The following is a 16487-nucleotide window of genomic DNA, read 5'->3' as shown; positions in this document are numbered from 1 at the left end:
CTACCTTACTCTTTTACCATTAACCTTTTTATTTTGCCATGAGTATTTTCTCATTCTTGGATTTGGATAACCACATGCAGCACATCTCTTTTTTCTTACATGATATGCCCTTCTTCCACATCTTCTACATCTTATATGATATGATCCTTTATTTCTCTTACCCATTGAAGGAGTTCCTTTAGACATACAAATCACCTCATAAATTATTAAGCAATAAAAATATAAAATTAATATATATAAATTTTACTCTCTCTTAAATTCCTCTGGGTTAAATTCTACTTCAGGCTTTAATATTTTCCTAATTCTTTTATCATGTTTTGGATCATATCTCTTATGATCAATTTCAATCTGTCTTAAAACTGATTCTAAGGATTCTTTTAAAATATCTATGAATTCCCATCTTTCATGTAATGATATCTTATCTACATCCTCTCCAATCTCTTCTAATCTCTTTGGCAATGAAGCCTTTGGTTTACCTTCTCCAACATACAATTTGTGAGGAGTTTTAACATATGTAGTTATTCTATAATATGGCACTCCCCCTTTATCTCTCTCTTTCTTAATATTTATTTTTATCCAATGAACCTTTCCAGACAATTTGACCATCTTTCTAACTTCTGTGGCTATTATTCTTTCAGCTAAGTCTTTATAGTCAGGATCTAACATCCCATGAATTTCGACTTCAACCATTGCTCCTTTCTTTAGCTCAGCAATATATTTCATTATGTCATATCTTGTCACAATACCCTTAAGCTCATCCATTTTTATAACTGGCACTCCTCTTATGTCATAATCTTCCATCAATTTAGCAGCATCAGCTGCAGAAGCATCATAATCAACAGAAATTATTGGTGTGCTCATAATTAATTTAACAGGTTGTCCCATTCTTGGATATTTTTCCCCTTTAACCTCTCCATATCTCATTTTTCTTTTTGGTTTTACTATTAAGTTTAATATATCCATCTCTGTAACAATTCCTACAGGTTTTCCTTCATCATCAACAACAACTAATCTACCAATATTGTGATCTCTCATCAATGCTCTAGCTTTACCAATAGAGTCATTTTCATTAATTGTTATTACATTTCTTGTCATTATTTTTTTTACTGGAGTATCTTTCATTATCTTTGACCTTGCAGCTCTTGCCATTATATCAAAATCTGTAACAATCCCCACAAGTTTATTGTTATCATCCACTATTGGAGCTGCCCTCTGCCCACTTTCAAACATCTCACATACTGCATCTAAAACTGGAGTTTCTTGATGAATATAATGGGGTTTATACATTAATGATCTAACTTCCTCTTCCCATGAGTGGGCAAGTAGAAGATCTCTCATTGAAATAAGATAATACTCCTCTTCTCCTTCTTTTTCATCTACAACAATTAAATGGTGAAATCCATTCTCTTCCATAATTCCTAAGGCTTTTGATATTGGTGTTTCTGGTGTTACTGTTACAACATCTTTTGTCATTATCTCTTTTATTGGTTCATCAAACATTTTTCCACCCTCAGTAAATATTTTAATGTAATTATAATCTAAAGCATTATTATTTATATTTTATTAATAAGTTGTGAGATCATGGAGATTGGTCTAAGTATAGAAGCTGAAAACAAAATAGGAGTTTTACACAAAATAACAGGAATAATATTTGAGTTAGGCGGAAATATATTATATACACAACAGTTTTTAAAGGATAATGATGTGGGATTTATCTATATGGAAATTGAGATAGATGATGTAAAAAAATTAGAAGATGAATTAAAGAAGTGTAAATTTATAAAATCTTTTGAAATTCATAATACACTAAAGAAAATCTTTGGTAAAAGAGTTATTATTATTGGTGGTGGAGCACAGGTTGCTGAAGTTGCTAGAGGGGCTATAAGTGAAGCTGATAGGCATAATATAAGAGGAGAGAGAATAAGTGTTGATACTATCCCTTTAGTAGGAGAAGAGAACTTATATGAAGCTGTAAAAGCTGTTGCTAAGCTTCCGAGAGTTGGAGTTTTAGTTTTGGCAGGGTCATTAATGGGAGGAAAGATAACAGAAGCTGTTAGGGAATTAAAGAAAAATGGAATTATAGTTATAAGTTTAAAAATGTTTGGTTCTGTCCCAAAAGAAGCTGATTTAGTGGTTGGAGACCCATTACAAGCTGGTGTTTTAGCAGTTATGGCTATAGCTGAAACTGCTAAATTTGATATAAATAAAGTTAGAGGAAGGATATTATGATAAGAGAATGTAAAGATGGGGTTATTGTTGATATAGAGGTACAACCAAATGCTAATAAAAATGAGATTTTTGGAATTAATGAATGGAGAAAAAGAGTTATGGTAAAAATAAAAGCTCCTCCTGTAGAGGGGAAGGCTAATAAAGAAATAATAAAGTTTTTTAGAAAGTTATTTAATAGTGATATTGAGATCCTCTCAGGTACAACTTCATCAAAAAAATCTGTGCTAATTAAAGGAGTTAAAAAAGAAGATGTTGAAAGGGTGATTAAATGTTCTTACCAGAAGAAATAATTGAAACAATAAAAATGATAAAAATGGAGAATTTAGATTTAAGAACAGTTACTATGGGAATTAGCTTATTAGATTGTGTATCAAATGATTTGGATGAGCTAAAAGAAAATATTTACAATAAAATAGTTTCTTCAGCTGAAAATTTAGTAGAAACAGCTGATAGAATTTCAGAGAAATATGGTGTACCTATTGTTAATAAGAGAGTGGCTGTAACTCCTATAGCTCTACTGATAGGAGGAGCTTTAAAAAATATTGATGATAAAATAGGAGCTTGTGTGGAAGTTGGGAAAACCTTAGATAAAGCTGCTAAAAAAGTGAAAGTTGATTTTTTAGGAGGATATTCGGCATTAGTACATAAAGATGCTACTGAAGCAGATCTCTGTTTAATAAACTCTATTCCTGATATGATGAAAATGACTGAAAGGGTCTGTTCTTCTGTTAATGTAGCTTCAACAAGGACTGGAATTAATATGGATATTGTTAAGTTAATGGGTAAGATTATTAAAGATACTGCTTACAAAACTGAGAAGGCTATTGGCTGTGCAAAACTTGTGGTATTTGCAAATGCTCCAGAGGATAACCCATTCATGGCTGGAGCTTTCCATGGTGTTGGAGAGGGGGATAAGGCTATTAATGTTGGTATTTCAGGACCAGGAGTTGTTAGAGCTGTTGTTGAGAAATTAAAGAATGCAGATTTTGGAACTTTGCATAATGAAATTAAAAAGACTGCTTTTAAAATAACAAGAGTTGGGGAGCTCATAGGTAGGGAGATCTGTAAAGAATTAAATATTAAATTTGGAATTGTAGACCTCTCCTTAGCTCCAACACCTGCTAAAGGAGATAGTGTTGCTAATATTTTAGAAGCTATGGGTTTAGAGAAATGTGGAACTCATGGAAGTGTTGCTGCTCTTGCATTACTAAATGATGCTGTTAAAAAGGGAGGGTTAATGGCTACAACATATGCTGGAGGTTTAAGTGGAGCATTTATTCCTGTAAGTGAAGATAGTGGAATGGTCGAAGCTGTTAAAGCTGGAGCACTCAGTTTAGAAAAATTAGAAGCTATGACATGTGTGTGTTCTGTTGGTTTAGATATGATAGCTATTCCTGGAGACACTCCTGAAGCTACAATCTCTGCTATAATTGCTGATGAAATGGCTATAGGAGTTATAAATAATAAAACAACTGCTGTTAGAATTATCCCAATTCCAGGAGCTAAAGAAGGAGATATTGTTGAATATGGTGGATTATTAGGAAAGGCTATTGTTATGAAAGTCAATAAATTTTCTTCTGAGAAGTTTATTAATAGAGGAGGAAAAATACCTGCTCCTCTCCAAGGATTTACAAATTAAGTTAGCATTACTAACATTATTATATATAATTTTCCATCTATTTTAAGAAGATATTTTTATATATTTTGTTAGCAATACTAACATGTGGAATCATGCCTGAACATATACTCTCTGGTGTAAAAGCTATAGTAGCTATGAAATTAAGAAGAAAAGGTCTAACTCAGGAGGAGATAGCTGAGTTATTAAAGTGTAATAGATCAGCTATCTCTCACTATTTAACTGGAAAATATCCAAAAGAGAAAGTTATTAGAGTAGCAAGAGCTATTGAAAGTCTCTCCCCAAGAGAAGGAGTTAAGATAATAAAGAACTTAATTGAGGATAAAGAGTTAATAAAAAATCTGATAAAAAATCTGTATGATATTGAAATATATTGGGATGAAAATAAATGCCTCTTCTGTGGATCTTGTTTAATTTGTGAAGCAATATCTCAAGAAGGGATGAAAATAAAGATAGATAAAGATAAATGTTGGTTATGTTTAAAATGCTTAGAACTTTGTCCTGCAAATGCATTAATCTTAAAGAGGGAAAATTATGATAGTGCAAATAAAAGAGTATTTTGAAGATGGTTTAATTATAAAGAGAGAAGGAAAACAAGAAAGAGAGTTAATCTGGTTAGATAGCAAATGTGTTGGCTGTGGAATATGTTATGACATCTGTCCATGTTCAGCTATACATCTTGGTCCTTTAGGAGCAATAGCTAAAGGACTTGTAGATGCTCCAAAGTTAGATATAGATAAAGATGCATGTGCTCTCTGTGGTCTCTGTGCAGCAGCATGTCCATTTGATGCAATGGACTTAAAAATAAATGGAAAATCAATTAAAGAGGATGAGAATTATCCAAAAATAAAGAGATCTATAAAGATTAGTCAAGATAAGTGTGTGTTGTGTGAGCAGTGTGAAATGGTCTGTCCAAGGGATGCTATAACAGTTGATAGGGAGTTAGCTGAAAGAAAGAATTTTGTTATTGGAGAAATAAATATTAATAAAGATAGATGTGTTCTCTGTGGAATCTGTGCTGATTACTGTCCAGCTGATGCTATTATATTAGACTATATCCCTCCATCACCAGTCTGTCCAAAACCTGTTTTGGATATCAAAGTTGATAAGGATTTATGTGTTTACTGTAAAGTTTGTGAATTTGTCTGTCCTCATGATGCTATTGAAGTTATATGTTATAAGTGTCCAATGATAAAGAGAGTTAAAAAAGCTAAGCTTTATAAAGACATTACTGGAGAAACTAAAGTTGATAAAGAGAAATGTGTTACCTGTGGATGGTGTGCTTTAATTTGCCCAGCAGATGCTATAGAAGTTGAAAAACCATTTGAAGGAGAAGTAATTATTGATACAAACCTTTGTAATGCCTGTGGGGCTTGTGTAGCTATCTGTCCATGTTCAGCTATAGAGTTTCCAGAATCTGATAAAATAAAGGGTAAAAGTGAATATCCTGTTAGTAAAGAGATATGTGAAACCTGTGGAATATGCTTAAAAGATATCCCTAAAAAAACAGAAAAGATTTATGTTAATCAAGATCTCTGTGTTCTTTGTGGAGCGTGTTCAAAAGCATGTCCAATAAATGCTATAACAATAAAGAGAACAAAAATTAACTTTGAAAGAGAGCCAGAAGCATTAGCATGGAAATTAGCTTTCAAAAAATTAACAACAAATTAAAGGTGAGGAAATGAAAGCTTATGAGTTAATAGTTCATGAAGAAAAGTGTCATGGCTGTGGTAACTGTGTTGTTTCATGTCCTGTAAATGCTAAACTACCAGAAACATGGGGAGGCAAAGGGCCTTATAATGAGGAAAGTGTTGTTATATTGGTAGAAAATGGAACTGTTAAAGTAGTTAATCCTGAACTATGTGGGGGTTGTGGAGCATGTGTTGAAGCTTGCCCAGTTAATGCTATAGAATTAAGATTTAAATTGATTTAGGTGAAATAATGAAGTTTAAGCTTAACACTGGTAGAACTATTTGGCAAGGTCAGGGAATAGAGGCTGGAAAAAATTTAGAGTTATATAGAAAAGCTGCTGCAATTGCCTATATGAATGAAGAAGACATGAAAAAGCTTAATGTTAAAGAAGGAGATAAAATTAAAGTAAAATCTGAGTTTGGAGAAGTTGTTGTTTATGTTAAAAAAGCTAATGAAAGATTACCTGAAGGAAGCATATACATCCCTATGGGACCTTGGGCTAATCTTGTAGTTCATCCTTACACTGATAGTACAGGAATGCCATATTTTAAAGGAGATTATGACTATTATGTTGAAGTAGAAAAAACTGATGAAGAAGTGTTAAGTATGGAAGAGCTTATGAAAAAATATTACATAAAATAAAGGTGAAATTATGGAATACATAATAAAAAATGGAATTGTTTATGATCCTTTAAATGGTGTTAATGGAGAAAAAATGGATATATGTGTTAAAGATGGAAAAATAGTTGAAAAAGTTTCTGAAAATGCTAAAGTTATTGATGCTTCTGGCTGTGTAGTAATGCCTGGGGGGGTAGATCCCCATAGCCACATTGCAGGACCAAAAGTTAATGTTGGTAGAATATTTAGACCTGAGGATAGTGTTAAAGATGTATATAAAAAAGAGGGATTAAAATCAGGAACAGGGTTTTCTGTCCCATCAACATATAAAACAGGGTATCAATACTGTGAAATGGGTTATACAACAGTTTTTGAGCCAGCAATGCCTCCATTATTAGCAAGGCACGTTCATGAAGAATTTTATGACACTCCACAAATAGATAAAGCTGCTTATCCACTTTTTGGAAACAATTGGTTTGTTTTCCAGTATTTAATAGAAAAAGATTATAAAGCTTTAGCAGCTTATGTGGCTTGGGTATTAAGAGCTACAAGAGGTTATGCTATAAAAATTGTTAATCCAGGAGGAACAGAAGCTTGGGGATGGGGGCTAAATGTTACAAGCTTAGATGATCCAGTTCCAGGGTTTGACATAACTCCAAGAGAAATTGTTAAAGGTTTGGGAATTGTAAATGAGATGCTTGGCTTACCCCACTCTATTCATGTACATCCAAACAATTTAGGACATCCAGGAAATTGGGAAACAACAATAGAAACTATGAAATTATTAGAAGATGTAAAAGCCAAACCAAGGATTGGAGAGAGAGAAACATCTTATTATAATACTCATGCTCAATTCCACTCTTATGGTGGAACTTCTTGGAAAGATTTTGAGGCAAGAGGGGTGGAAATTGCTGAGTATGTTAATAAATCTAAACACATTATGATAGATGTTGGGCAAATAACATTGGATGAAACTACAACTATGACTGCTGATGGACCTATGGAATATGATTTACATAGAACAAATAAATTAAAGTGGGCTAACTGTGATGTTGAATTAGAAACAGGTTCAGGAGTAGTGCCATTTATTTACTCTCCAAAAGGTCCAGTTTATGCATTACAGTGGGCTATTGGTTTAGAATTGTTCCTTTACACTGATGTAGATAAGTTAATTCTATCAACAGATCATCCAAATGCAGGACCATTTACAAGATATCCAAGAATAATAGCATGGTTGATGAGCAAGAAGTATAGAGATGAATGGTTAAATAAGGTTCATAAATGGGCTGTTGAGAGAGCAAGAATAGCAGATGTTGATAAAGAGTATGATTTATATGATATAGCTAAAGTAACAAGGGCTAACCCAGCTAAGGTTTTAGGAATTAGTGAATTTAAAGGACATCTTGGTGTGGGGGCAGAGGCAGATATTGCTATATATAAAATAGATCCAGAAGAAAAGGATGGTAAAAAAATTGAAAGAGCTTTCAGATTTGCTAAATATGTATTAAAGAGAGGAGAAATTGTTGTTAAAGATGGAGAAATTGTTAAAGAGGTCTTTGGAGATACAATTTACTTAGATGTTCAAGTTGGAGAAGATATAATGAAAGAGGTTGAAAAAGATCTAGAAGAGAAGTTTAAGAGATATTACTCAGTAAATCTTGATAACTATCCAGTTTCTGATGAATATGCAAGAAGCTGGAGAGTTATTAAAATAGATGCTACAGATATTAACTAAAAACTTTTTTGGTGAAATGATGAAAGAGTTGATATTGGAGCTAAAGAAAGAGTTAGTTTCTCCTGTAGAGATGGATCCTGTATTACCAGAAAAAATAGAAAGTATGAAAATTGATGAAATAAAAGATATAAAACTCTACTGTGGAAAAAAAATTGTTAAATTAGAAGATATTTTCGATATTGAATTAAATGAGATAGATAGTGAGCCAAGAATAATTATAAAAAACTCAACAATGAAGTTAAAGTATATTGGAGCTAAAATGACAAAAGGAGAGATTGTAGTTGAAGGTGATGCAGGAATAGGTGTAGGGGCAGAGATGAAAGGAGGAAAAATAATTGTTGAAGGAAATGCAGATTCATGGGCTGGAATGAATTTAAAAGGAGGAGAGCTTATTATTAAAGGTAATGCTAAAAACTATTTAGGTTCATCATATAGAGGAGATTGGAGAGGGATGAGTGGAGGAAAAATAATTGTTGAAGGAAATATTGGATCAGAAGCTGGAGAGTTTATGAATGGAGGGGAAATACACATTAAAGGAAATGCAGGAATGTATTTAGGAATACATCAAAATGGAGGAATTATATTTGTTAATGGAAATGTTGGGCCAAGGTTAGGGGGAGAAATGAAAGCTGGGGCTATAGTAGTTTATGGTGAGGTAGAAGATTTATTACCATCATTTAAATATGAAGGTATTGTAGAAAATCCTGTAATAAAATTAAAGAAAAAAGATCCTGGAGTTAAAGTAGAAGGTAAATTTTATAAATTAACAGGAGATTTTGTTAATGAGAAACCAAAAGGGCAATTATACATTTCAGTAGATAAAAATCCTAACCTATTTTAATATTTTATGATGTGGACATCTTCTGGTTTGATTAGTATATCTATCTCATCACCTTCTTTAAAATCTAATAAATGTGTATTTGGTGTAATTGTTATATTTATATTTATGCCATTTATATCTACAACTAAACATATAAAATACCCTTTTTTAATAACTTGTTTAACTTTTCCAGTGAAAATATTTTTCTTGTTAGGATTATTATGTCCATTTAAAATTATAATTTTTTCAGGTCTAATTGAAATCTTTATAAGTTTATCATTTAAATCCAATTTATCAGTGGAATAAATAGTTAAACCATTAACATTTAAAACTGTTAAATTTCCTTCTTTTCCAATAACCTCAGCAGTCAATACATTTGTTCCTACAAAATCTGCTACAAAATTTGGAAGAGGTTTATTAAATATCTCCTCAGGCGTACCAATTTGAAGAATTTTTCCATACCTCATAACAGCAACTTTATTAGCTAAACTCCAAACATCATCAAGATCATGGGTTACATGGATAACTGTGGTGTTATATTCATCAATAACCTTCTTTAAGAGATTTCTTAATTTCTCTTTTGTTTTCACATCTAATGCACTAAAAGGCTCATCCATAAGAAGGAGTTTTGGTTTAACAATAAGAGCTCTTGCTATTGCAGTTCTTTGAATCTCCCCACCACTAAGTGTTGTTGGATATCTATCTAAGAGATGTTCAATATCTAAAATTTTTGCGATATGGATGACTTCATTTTTTATTGTTTCTTTATCTTTAATTTTTTTCCTCAAACCATATGCTATATTATCAAAAACATTCATATTTGGAAAAAGCATACAATCTTGATAAACTATACTTATATTTCTTTTTTCTGGTGGAAGTTCAGTTATATCTATACCATTCATAATTATTCTACCACTATCAGGTTTATAAAAACCTGCTATTGTTTCCAACAATATAGTTTTACCACTCCCAGTAGGACCAATAATTGTAAAATAATCTCCTTCTTCAACACTTAAACTACAATCTTTAAGATGAAATTCCCCTAATTTAATATTCACATTTTCTAATTGGATAAATGACATTTATTCTCACCCTAAATAAGGATTAAATTTTATTTTCTCCTTTTCTCATGCTACTTTCCAATTTTTCAAATGCAAATATTGCAATGAATGATATTATAACTAAAACAATTCCACTTGTAATTGCCATCCCTATATTTCCATAGGATATGTTTAAGTAGAGTGTTATTGGAAGTGTTTCTGTATAACAGTAAGAACCTCCTGCAAGTATAAGAACTGCTCCAAATGCTCCCATGCACCTTGCAAAAGTTATGATTGTAGAGGCAAATAATCCATTCTTTGCTAAGGGCAGTGTTACATTTATAAATGTTTCAAGTTCGTTATATCCAAGAGCCCTTGAAACAAATTCATACCTTGGGCTTATCTCTTCAAATGTGGAGTAAATTATCCTTATACCATAAGGTAATGCTGTAAATACCTGAGCAACAATTATACCAAGTTTTGTAAAAACCACATGTATTCCTATGCTCTCAAGAAACTTTCCAATATAGGTTTGACCAAAGAGGAGTAACAATGCTAAACCTAAAACCAACTCTGGAAATGCTATAGGTAAGTCAAGTATGGATTTAACCATATTTTTTCCTTTAAATGAATATCTTGATAATGCATAACCTGCGGGTATTGATAATAACATTACAGTGAAAGTTGAAATTAGAGAAGTTATGATTGAAAGTTTTAAAGAGTAAATCATTTCTTTAGTTCTTATTGAGGACAATACATCTTTTGGATTTGGGACTAAAAACAGTGAGATAATTGCTATGAAAAGTAGTGATGTTAGTAAGAGCGCAATAAATATACAGAATTTTCTAAAAGAAATTACCTGCATGGTTTAAACCCCCATTTTTCCCATATTGTTTTTGCCTCATCACTTGAAATGTAATTGTTAAATGCTTTTGCAACTTCCAAATCCTTAGCTTTTGTTGTAACTGCTGTTGGGATTGTTTTTATTATGTTTTTATCTTTTGGAATCTCAATAACCTCTATTTTTCCTTTTGCCTGTGACCATGTAGTCATATCCTCCCAAATGATGGCTGCATCAACTTGTTTAGTTGCCACATATATTAAAAGCTGATTAACTGTTGGAGCATATACTACAATATTTGGTTTTACCTTTTCCCAAATCTTGTTCTTTTCAAATATTTTTACAGATACTTTTCCAATTGCAGAGGATTTAGGATCTCCTATTGCTATTCTAACTCCTGGTTTTGTTAAGTCATTTAAATCTTTAATATTCTTAGGATTTCCTTTTGGAACTATAATAACTGGGATATGGTAAGTTATGTTTTTAACAGTGTCATTTAAAATCAACCCTATATCCATAGCATCTTTTGTGTATTTATATGCCCCTGGGATAAACACATCCCCACCAGTTGTTTTTAAGATTCCAAATAATTCAGCACTACCTCCATAATGAACATTTACTTTTGCTCCAGTTTTGTTTTCAAAATTTCTTTTCAATTCTTCCATAGGTTTTATCAAACCAGCCCCACATAAGACTATAATGCTATGCCCTTCGTAGATTTTTGCACTGTTTTGAGAGTCATGTGTTTTCTCTGTACATCCACATAGTGTTATAAGTAGAAACCCCACAGTTAAAATTAAAATGGTAAATTTTTTCATACCTCCACCTCAAATCTTTCATTGTGTTAATTATAATACATTACTATTTAACCTTTATGTTAATTATATTAGATTAACAAAAATGTTAGGAAAGAAGTTTATATATAGTTTCCATATTATAATGAAGATTGATTAATTTTATTTTGAGGATGATATTATGCTCAATTTAAATTTTACTGGACTCATTCCAGAAAATATGGAAAAAAGAGGAAAATTAACTTTAAAAGATAATTTAAATATAATAGAGGAGATTTTTAATCAGAGAAAAATCCCAAAGGAAGGTTTAGATGATGATAAAATAAAACTTCTATTAAAAATCTTATCTTTAATGGATACTGATAAAGATCCTAAAGTTATTCAAATAGGAGAAAGGGAAGCAAGAATTGCTTCAAGAATTCAAAATGAACTTGTTGCAGGGTTTTGTCATGGTATTGGTAGGAGTGGAAATTTAATTGATGCCCAACCTAAAGCCCCAGGGGCAAGTATAATGTATGCCCTAACTAACAAGATTTTAGAAAATTTTTTGAAAAATTTGGGATTAAAAGTTAATGCAATAGCTACTCCAGTAGCAACTGGAATGTCTTTGGCATTATGCTTAAGTGCAGCAAGGAAAAGATATTATTCAAATGTTGTTATTTACCCATATGCATCACATAAAAGCCCAATAAAAGCTACTTCTTTTATAGGTATGAGAATGAGATTAGTTGAGACAAAACTTTATGAAGATGCTGTTAGAGTTGATGTTTCTGATATAGAGAATGCTATAAAAAAGGAGATAAAAGAAAATAATAACCCCTGTGTTTTAAGTACTTTAACATTTTTTCCTCCAAGAGAAAGTGATGATGTTATAGAAATCTCAAAAATCTGTGAGGAATTTAATATCCCTCATATAATTAATGGAGCTTATGCTATTCAAAACAAATTCTACATTGATAAATTAAATAAGGCATTTAAATATAGGGTTGATGCTGTTGTTAGTTCTTCAGATAAAAATCTATTCACACCCATTGGAGGGGGTATTATTTATTCAAGAGATAAAGAATTTTTGAGAGAAACCTCTCTCTGTTATCCAGGAAGGGCTTGTGCTACACCAGTGGTTAATATATTGATATCCTTCTTATCTTTAGGTATGAATAAATATTTAGATTTAATGAAAAAGCAAAAAGAGTGTAAGAAGTTGTTAGATAATTTATTAAATGAACTTGCAGAGAAAAAAGGAGAAAAAGTTTTAAATGTAAAAAATCCAATTTCTTCAGCTATAACTACAAAAAAAGATCCTGTTGAAGTTGCTGCAAAATTGTATAATTTGAGAATAACAGGCCCAAGAGGGGTTAGAAAGAATGATAAATTTGGAACCTGCTATTTAGGAGAATACCCTTATGATTATATTGTTGTAAATTCCGCTATTGGGGTTAAAGAAGAGGACATATATAAGGTAGTTGAAAAACTTGAAAGAGTGATATAATTGTTAGTAAATAGTAAAGCTCTATCTATAATAAGAAAATACATTAAGAAGTATAATTTAGAAAATGAGGATTATATTAAGGGTAAGATAATAAATGAATTAAAAGAGAAAAATTTGTTAGTGGAGACAGAAGACGGGAGTTTAACATTAGTTTCAGAGGATATAAATGAGATGATGCACTCCAGAATTGGAGCTTTGACTGAAGCTATTTATAAATTTGTTAAACCTTCTAACTTAGAAAAAATGAAAGAGCCAAAAATATTGGATCTCTGTAGTGGGCTTTGTTATAATGCTGTTGCAGCTTTACACTTTAATAAAAGAGCTAAAATAGACATGGTTGAAATTTCTGAAGAAGTATTATTCCTATCTCTATTCTTAGATATACCATTTGAAGAACATGAGATAATAAAGGATAAAATAAGGGAGCATTTCCTACCAAATTATAAATCTGAACATGAAAATATAAAATTGTATATAGAGGATGCTAGGAAGTTTATTAAAAAGTCACAATCTTGTTATGATATAGTTTTTCATGATGCTTTCTCTCCAAAGAGAGATCCTACACTCTATACATATGATTTTTTAAGAGAGGTTTATCTTAGATTAAAAAATGGTGGGGTTTTATTATCCTATTCCTCATCAATACCATTTAGATCTGCTTTAGTTGATAACTCATTTATCATTTCTGAAGAAGAGAGTTTAGATAGAAAAAGGTGTATATCTTTAGCTTATAAGAACAGATGGAGTAAAAGGATAAATGAAGTTGATGAGAGAGTTATAGCATTATCCATAACAGCTTTACCATATAGAGATAAGAAATTAAATGCTAGAAAGGAGGAAATTATAAATGAAAGAGAAAAAAATAAAATGATTCTAAAAGATATTTTAACAAAAAAGGGAAAATATATATCAACTAAAAAAATAAAAAAAGGAAAAATACCAAAAGAATTGTTAGATATACAAAAAGAAAATTTAAACTCAACAGAAATTATAAAAAAGATGAGAAAAACATACTATGGTTATTACTCATTTCAAGATCTCATAGAAAACTTTAGCCATCTTTATTAGATCCTCTATTTTTATATGCTCATTAGGTTGATGTGCAGTTCCTTCGCCAATACCCCAAACTGCAACATTATATCCTTTATATCTTAAAAATGCTGCAACTGTTCCCCCTCCCATACCACAAAGCTTTGGTTCTACATGTAATACATTTTTAATAGCCCTTTTTAGCTCTTCTATTGTTTCAGACTGTTTATCAGTGTAATTTGGTTCCTGTCTCTGTAGAATTTTATATTCAATTTTTGGTTCTCCAGAGAAATAATTTATATATTTTTTAAAATCAAATTCATTTATAGCTTTTTTAATATCTTCTAATATATCATCTATCTTATAACATGGCAGAATTCTGCAATCAAAAGCTACTTCAGTATATCCTGGGATAGTGTTAGGATTTGTTACATTATTTTTAACTATTGTAGGTTCAAATGTTGAATAAGGGGGGAGGAAGATTTCATCCCTTTTGTTGTATTTATTATACAGTTTATTATATAATAAATTAGAGAAGTTAAAAGCTATAAGATTAGAATTTAATCCTTCTTCTGGAGTGCTACCATGACATTGACTACCTATAAAAGAGAAGAGCACCCATAAGATTCCTTTTTCTCCAATTTCAATAAGTTCTCCATTTTTAGAACTAAAATCTGGGACAATGATAATATCATCTTTTTTAAATATCTCATTTTCAAAGTTTAATAAATATTTTAATCCATATTCACTTCCAGCTTCTTCATCAGATACAAATATCAATGACAAATTATATTTTGGATTTAATCCACTTTCATAAATTAAAGGGATTAATAAGAGAGATGAAACAATAGCTTTATGATTGTCTTCAGCACCTCTTCCATAAATTTTTCCATCTTTTATAACTGGTTCATAAGGAGGGGTTTCCCATAATTTTATATCCCCTTCAGGTACTGTATCCAGATGGGAAATAATATGTAAACTCTTTTCCCTATTGAAATTTATCTTAAAAACTATATTTGGTCTTTCAAAACCATTCTTATCTTTTACATTATACTCTTTTAAAGAATAATTATGGATATTATATATCTTTATAAAATCATTTATAATTTTTTTAACATATTCAGCTTTTTCTTTTTCCCCATTTCCTCCAAATGCAGGATTTACTGAGTTTATTTTTATCAAATCTGATGCAATTTTAATAGCTAACTCTTCCATAATATCAACAAAATTTATTATTTAGAAAAAAGTTATTTAAGTTCTTTGACTTTCTTAATTAAGAGTTTAATGATTTCTCTATCTGGTAAAACTCCTTCTGGTGGATCAATAACCTTTCTTAACTTTATTGGAACTCCATCCATTCTATAAGCAGTACCTTCTGTCTCAACTCCTGCTAAAGCTGGTGGAAGGATAATATTTGCTAACTCTGTAGTTGGAGTTTTATGTGGTTCTATACATATTAATGGTATTTTAGCTATATGCTCAACAGCTTTTTGTGGGAAGTGAGCTCCTGGATCTGAAGCTATGTTAAGCATTGCATCAACATCTCCTCTAACTAACAAATCAACTGATGAAAATTCACCAGGGTTGTATCTTGGATATCCTCTTGAGAAATCTACAGCATAAGGATATCCTGTTATCCATGTACAGACTTGGTTAAATCCATTGACATTGTAATGTCCTCTCATTGGCATTAAACCAAACTTTGTAAATCTATTCAAATCAATAACTAATTGAATAGCATTATCTATATTTCTATGCTTACCTCTACTCATTGTCATTCCCATACCAAAGAATAACTGCCCAAATTGAGCATTTTTACATAATTCTACAGCTTCATAGATTAAATCTACAGGAACTCCAGCAACTTTGTCAGCATTTATTTCCAAGCCATTTAGTATAGCTCTCATAGCTGATATCAATTCATAATCCTTATGCTGTTCAACTTTTAAATGGATATCTGCTAATTTAGCAGTATCTGTTTCTCTTGGATCAACTACAATCATTGTTCTATCTTCTCTACCTCTCTCTCTGAAATAACCTCTTGCAAATATTGAATATCTTGACATGTGTCTGGGGTGGGCGTGCATTGGATTGCATCCCCAGTAAATAACTAAATCAGCTCTATTTTTTACTTCTCCTAATGTACAGATGGGGTATCCTACATCTTGTAATGCAAGAACAGAAGGTCCGTGTCAAACTGTTGCTGTATTATCTATCACTGCCCCTAATAATTCGGCTAATTCAATACCATAAGCTTGAGCATGTGTATCAGTTGAACTCCAACCATATAGTAGAGGCCAGTTAGCTTCAACTAATATTCTTGCAGATTCTTCTATAGCTGTATCCCAATCTACTTTTTTAAACTCTTCTTTTTTATTTTCTCTCATTAATGGTTCTGTGTATCTTACTGAACCTTCAAAGTGTAAAAACTTAGCAGTTCCAATTCTACATGCATGTCTAACTTTTACTATATGGTTATTTTCAACAAAGACTTCTAAATCATCACAAAGAGTTCCACAAAATGGACAAACTACATTTCTAATTACCTTCATATTCATCACCAA

Annotated in this window: 18 protein-coding genes; 11 read left to right on the top strand and 7 right to left on the bottom strand. The window is 31.3% G+C overall.

The window, feature by feature from the left end; all coding sequences use genetic code 11:
- Both METVI_RS0104540 and METVI_RS0104535 read right to left on the bottom strand, forming a co-directional pair.
- Positions 1–186, bottom strand: a complete 186-nt coding sequence (locus METVI_RS0104540; RefSeq protein ID WP_004589808.1) for a 50S ribosomal protein L37e — start codon at positions 184–186, stop codon at positions 1–3.
- 57 nt (positions 187–243) lie between these two features.
- Positions 244–1500: a CBS domain-containing protein gene (locus METVI_RS0104535; RefSeq protein WP_017981070.1), complete on the bottom strand. Its 1257-nt coding sequence runs from the start codon at positions 1498–1500 to the stop codon at positions 244–246.
- A gap of 81 nt (positions 1501–1581) precedes the next feature.
- On the opposite strand from METVI_RS0104535, the gene METVI_RS0104530 reads away from it, so the two are divergent.
- The 9 genes from METVI_RS0104530 (at position 1582) to fwdC (ending at position 8751) form a co-directional block, all read left to right on the top strand.
- Entirely contained in the window at positions 1582–2229 is a 648-nt protein-coding gene (locus tag METVI_RS0104530) for a DUF5612 domain-containing protein (protein WP_004589809.1), read from the top strand.
- Positions 2226–2519 carry a DUF167 family protein gene (locus tag METVI_RS0104525; protein WP_004589810.1) on the top strand — a complete coding sequence of 98 codons (294 nt, stop codon included), beginning with the start codon at positions 2226–2228 and terminating at the stop codon, positions 2517–2519. The genes METVI_RS0104530 and METVI_RS0104525 overlap by 4 nt, the downstream gene beginning before the upstream one ends.
- Complete coding sequence (locus METVI_RS0104520; RefSeq protein WP_004589811.1) at positions 2498–3868, top strand: PFL family protein; 1371 nt, start codon at positions 2498–2500, stop codon at positions 3866–3868. The genes METVI_RS0104525 and METVI_RS0104520 overlap by 22 nt, the downstream gene beginning before the upstream one ends.
- 92 nt (positions 3869–3960) lie before the next feature.
- Positions 3961–4428, top strand: coding sequence for a 4Fe-4S binding protein (locus tag METVI_RS0104515; protein WP_004589812.1), 468 nt, complete (start codon positions 3961–3963; stop codon positions 4426–4428).
- Positions 4400–5536 (top strand): tungsten-dependent formylmethanofuran dehydrogenase subunit FwdF, encoded by a 1137-nt coding sequence (gene fwdF, locus METVI_RS0104510; protein ID WP_004589813.1) that lies wholly within the window; start codon positions 4400–4402, stop codon positions 5534–5536. Before METVI_RS0104515 ends, fwdF begins: the two co-directional genes overlap by 29 nt.
- Positions 5537–5546: 10 nt before the next feature.
- The gene (locus METVI_RS0104505; protein WP_004589814.1) at positions 5547–5798 is read left to right on the top strand and encodes a 4Fe-4S binding protein; all 252 of its coding nucleotides are present in this window, start codon (positions 5547–5549) and stop codon (positions 5796–5798) included.
- Positions 5799–5806: 8 nt separating this feature from the next.
- Positions 5807–6199, top strand: coding sequence for a tungsten-dependent formylmethanofuran dehydrogenase subunit FwdD (fwdD, locus tag METVI_RS0104500; protein WP_004589815.1), 393 nt, complete (start codon positions 5807–5809; stop codon positions 6197–6199).
- A gap of 10 nt (positions 6200–6209) precedes the next feature.
- The gene (gene fwdA / locus METVI_RS0104495; RefSeq protein ID WP_017981069.1) at positions 6210–7910 is read left to right on the top strand and encodes a tungsten-dependent formylmethanofuran dehydrogenase subunit FwdA; all 1701 of its coding nucleotides are present in this window, start codon (positions 6210–6212) and stop codon (positions 7908–7910) included.
- Positions 7911–7929: 19 nt separating this feature from the next.
- Positions 7930–8751 (top strand): tungsten-dependent formylmethanofuran dehydrogenase subunit FwdC, encoded by an 822-nt coding sequence (gene fwdC, locus METVI_RS0104490; protein WP_004589816.1) that lies wholly within the window; start codon positions 7930–7932, stop codon positions 8749–8751.
- Here fwdC and METVI_RS0104485 read toward each other — a convergent pair.
- The 3 genes from METVI_RS0104485 to modA are packed head-to-tail and all read right to left on the bottom strand — an operon-like array spanning position 8748 to position 11429.
- Positions 8748–9812: an ABC transporter ATP-binding protein gene (locus tag METVI_RS0104485; RefSeq protein ID WP_004589817.1), complete on the bottom strand. Its 1065-nt coding sequence runs from the start codon at positions 9810–9812 to the stop codon at positions 8748–8750. The two genes, fwdC and METVI_RS0104485, sit on opposite strands and share 4 nt — an antisense overlap.
- Positions 9813–9834: 22 nt before the next feature.
- The gene (locus METVI_RS0104480) at positions 9835–10635 is read right to left on the bottom strand and encodes an ABC transporter permease (RefSeq protein ID WP_004589818.1); all 801 of its coding nucleotides are present in this window, start codon (positions 10633–10635) and stop codon (positions 9835–9837) included.
- Complete coding sequence (modA, locus tag METVI_RS0104475; protein ID WP_004589819.1) at positions 10626–11429, bottom strand: molybdate ABC transporter substrate-binding protein; 804 nt, start codon at positions 11427–11429, stop codon at positions 10626–10628. The genes METVI_RS0104480 and modA overlap by 10 nt, the downstream gene beginning before the upstream one ends.
- A 157-nt stretch (positions 11430–11586) precedes the next feature.
- Here modA and spcS point away from each other — a divergent pair, with 157 nt between their 5' ends.
- Both spcS and METVI_RS0104465 read left to right on the top strand, forming a co-directional pair.
- Positions 11587–12894 (top strand): O-phosphoseryl-tRNA(Sec) selenium transferase, encoded by a 1308-nt coding sequence (gene spcS / locus METVI_RS0104470; protein WP_004589820.1) that lies wholly within the window; start codon positions 11587–11589, stop codon positions 12892–12894.
- Positions 12895–13962, top strand: a complete 1068-nt coding sequence (locus METVI_RS0104465; protein ID WP_004589821.1) for an MnmC family methyltransferase — start codon at positions 12895–12897, stop codon at positions 13960–13962.
- Here the strand turns inward: METVI_RS0104465 and METVI_RS0104460 are convergent.
- The gene (locus tag METVI_RS0104460) at positions 13921–15138 is read right to left on the bottom strand and encodes a M20 family metallo-hydrolase (protein ID WP_004589822.1); all 1218 of its coding nucleotides are present in this window, start codon (positions 15136–15138) and stop codon (positions 13921–13923) included. The genes METVI_RS0104465 and METVI_RS0104460 overlap by 42 nt on opposite strands.
- A gap of 32 nt (positions 15139–15170) precedes the next feature.
- The gene (locus METVI_RS07170; protein WP_081604667.1) at positions 15171–16475 is read right to left on the bottom strand and encodes a formylmethanofuran dehydrogenase subunit B; all 1305 of its coding nucleotides are present in this window, start codon (positions 16473–16475) and stop codon (positions 15171–15173) included.
- Positions 16476–16487 lie beyond the last annotated feature (12 nt).

This window comes from Methanocaldococcus villosus KIN24-T80 (genome assembly GCF_000371805.1).
In the GTDB taxonomy this organism is placed as follows: Archaea; AGJL01; Methanococci; order Methanococcales; family Methanocaldococcaceae; genus Methanocaldococcus; species Methanocaldococcus villosus.
The sequence above is the reverse complement of the archived record's forward strand: the minus strand, read 5'-3'. Positions and strand labels throughout refer to the sequence as shown.

Coding starts and splice junctions, on each gene's coding strand:
- METVI_RS0104540 (WP_004589808.1), bottom strand. CDS start 186: ATGTCTAAAGGAACTCCTTCAATGGGTAAGAGAAATAAAGGATCATAT.
- METVI_RS0104535 (WP_017981070.1), bottom strand. CDS start 1,500: ATGTTTGATGAACCAATAAAAGAGATAATGACAAAAGATGTTGTAACA.
- METVI_RS0104530 (WP_004589809.1), top strand. CDS start 1,582: ATGGAGATTGGTCTAAGTATAGAAGCTGAAAACAAAATAGGAGTTTTA.
- METVI_RS0104525 (WP_004589810.1), top strand. CDS start 2,226: ATGATAAGAGAATGTAAAGATGGGGTTATTGTTGATATAGAGGTACAA.
- METVI_RS0104520 (WP_004589811.1), top strand. CDS start 2,498: ATGTTCTTACCAGAAGAAATAATTGAAACAATAAAAATGATAAAAATG.
- METVI_RS0104515 (WP_004589812.1), top strand. CDS start 3,961: ATGCCTGAACATATACTCTCTGGTGTAAAAGCTATAGTAGCTATGAAA.
- fwdF (WP_004589813.1), top strand. CDS start 4,400: ATGATAGTGCAAATAAAAGAGTATTTTGAAGATGGTTTAATTATAAAG.
- METVI_RS0104505 (WP_004589814.1), top strand. CDS start 5,547: ATGAAAGCTTATGAGTTAATAGTTCATGAAGAAAAGTGTCATGGCTGT.
- fwdD (WP_004589815.1), top strand. CDS start 5,807: ATGAAGTTTAAGCTTAACACTGGTAGAACTATTTGGCAAGGTCAGGGA.
- fwdA (WP_017981069.1), top strand. CDS start 6,210: ATGGAATACATAATAAAAAATGGAATTGTTTATGATCCTTTAAATGGT.
- fwdC (WP_004589816.1), top strand. CDS start 7,930: ATGAAAGAGTTGATATTGGAGCTAAAGAAAGAGTTAGTTTCTCCTGTA.
- METVI_RS0104485 (WP_004589817.1), bottom strand. CDS start 9,812: ATGTCATTTATCCAATTAGAAAATGTGAATATTAAATTAGGGGAATTT.
- METVI_RS0104480 (WP_004589818.1), bottom strand. CDS start 10,635: ATGCAGGTAATTTCTTTTAGAAAATTCTGTATATTTATTGCGCTCTTA.
- modA (WP_004589819.1), bottom strand. CDS start 11,429: ATGAAAAAATTTACCATTTTAATTTTAACTGTGGGGTTTCTACTTATA.
- spcS (WP_004589820.1), top strand. CDS start 11,587: ATGCTCAATTTAAATTTTACTGGACTCATTCCAGAAAATATGGAAAAA.
- METVI_RS0104460 (WP_004589822.1), bottom strand. CDS start 15,138: ATGGAAGAGTTAGCTATTAAAATTGCATCAGATTTGATAAAAATAAAC.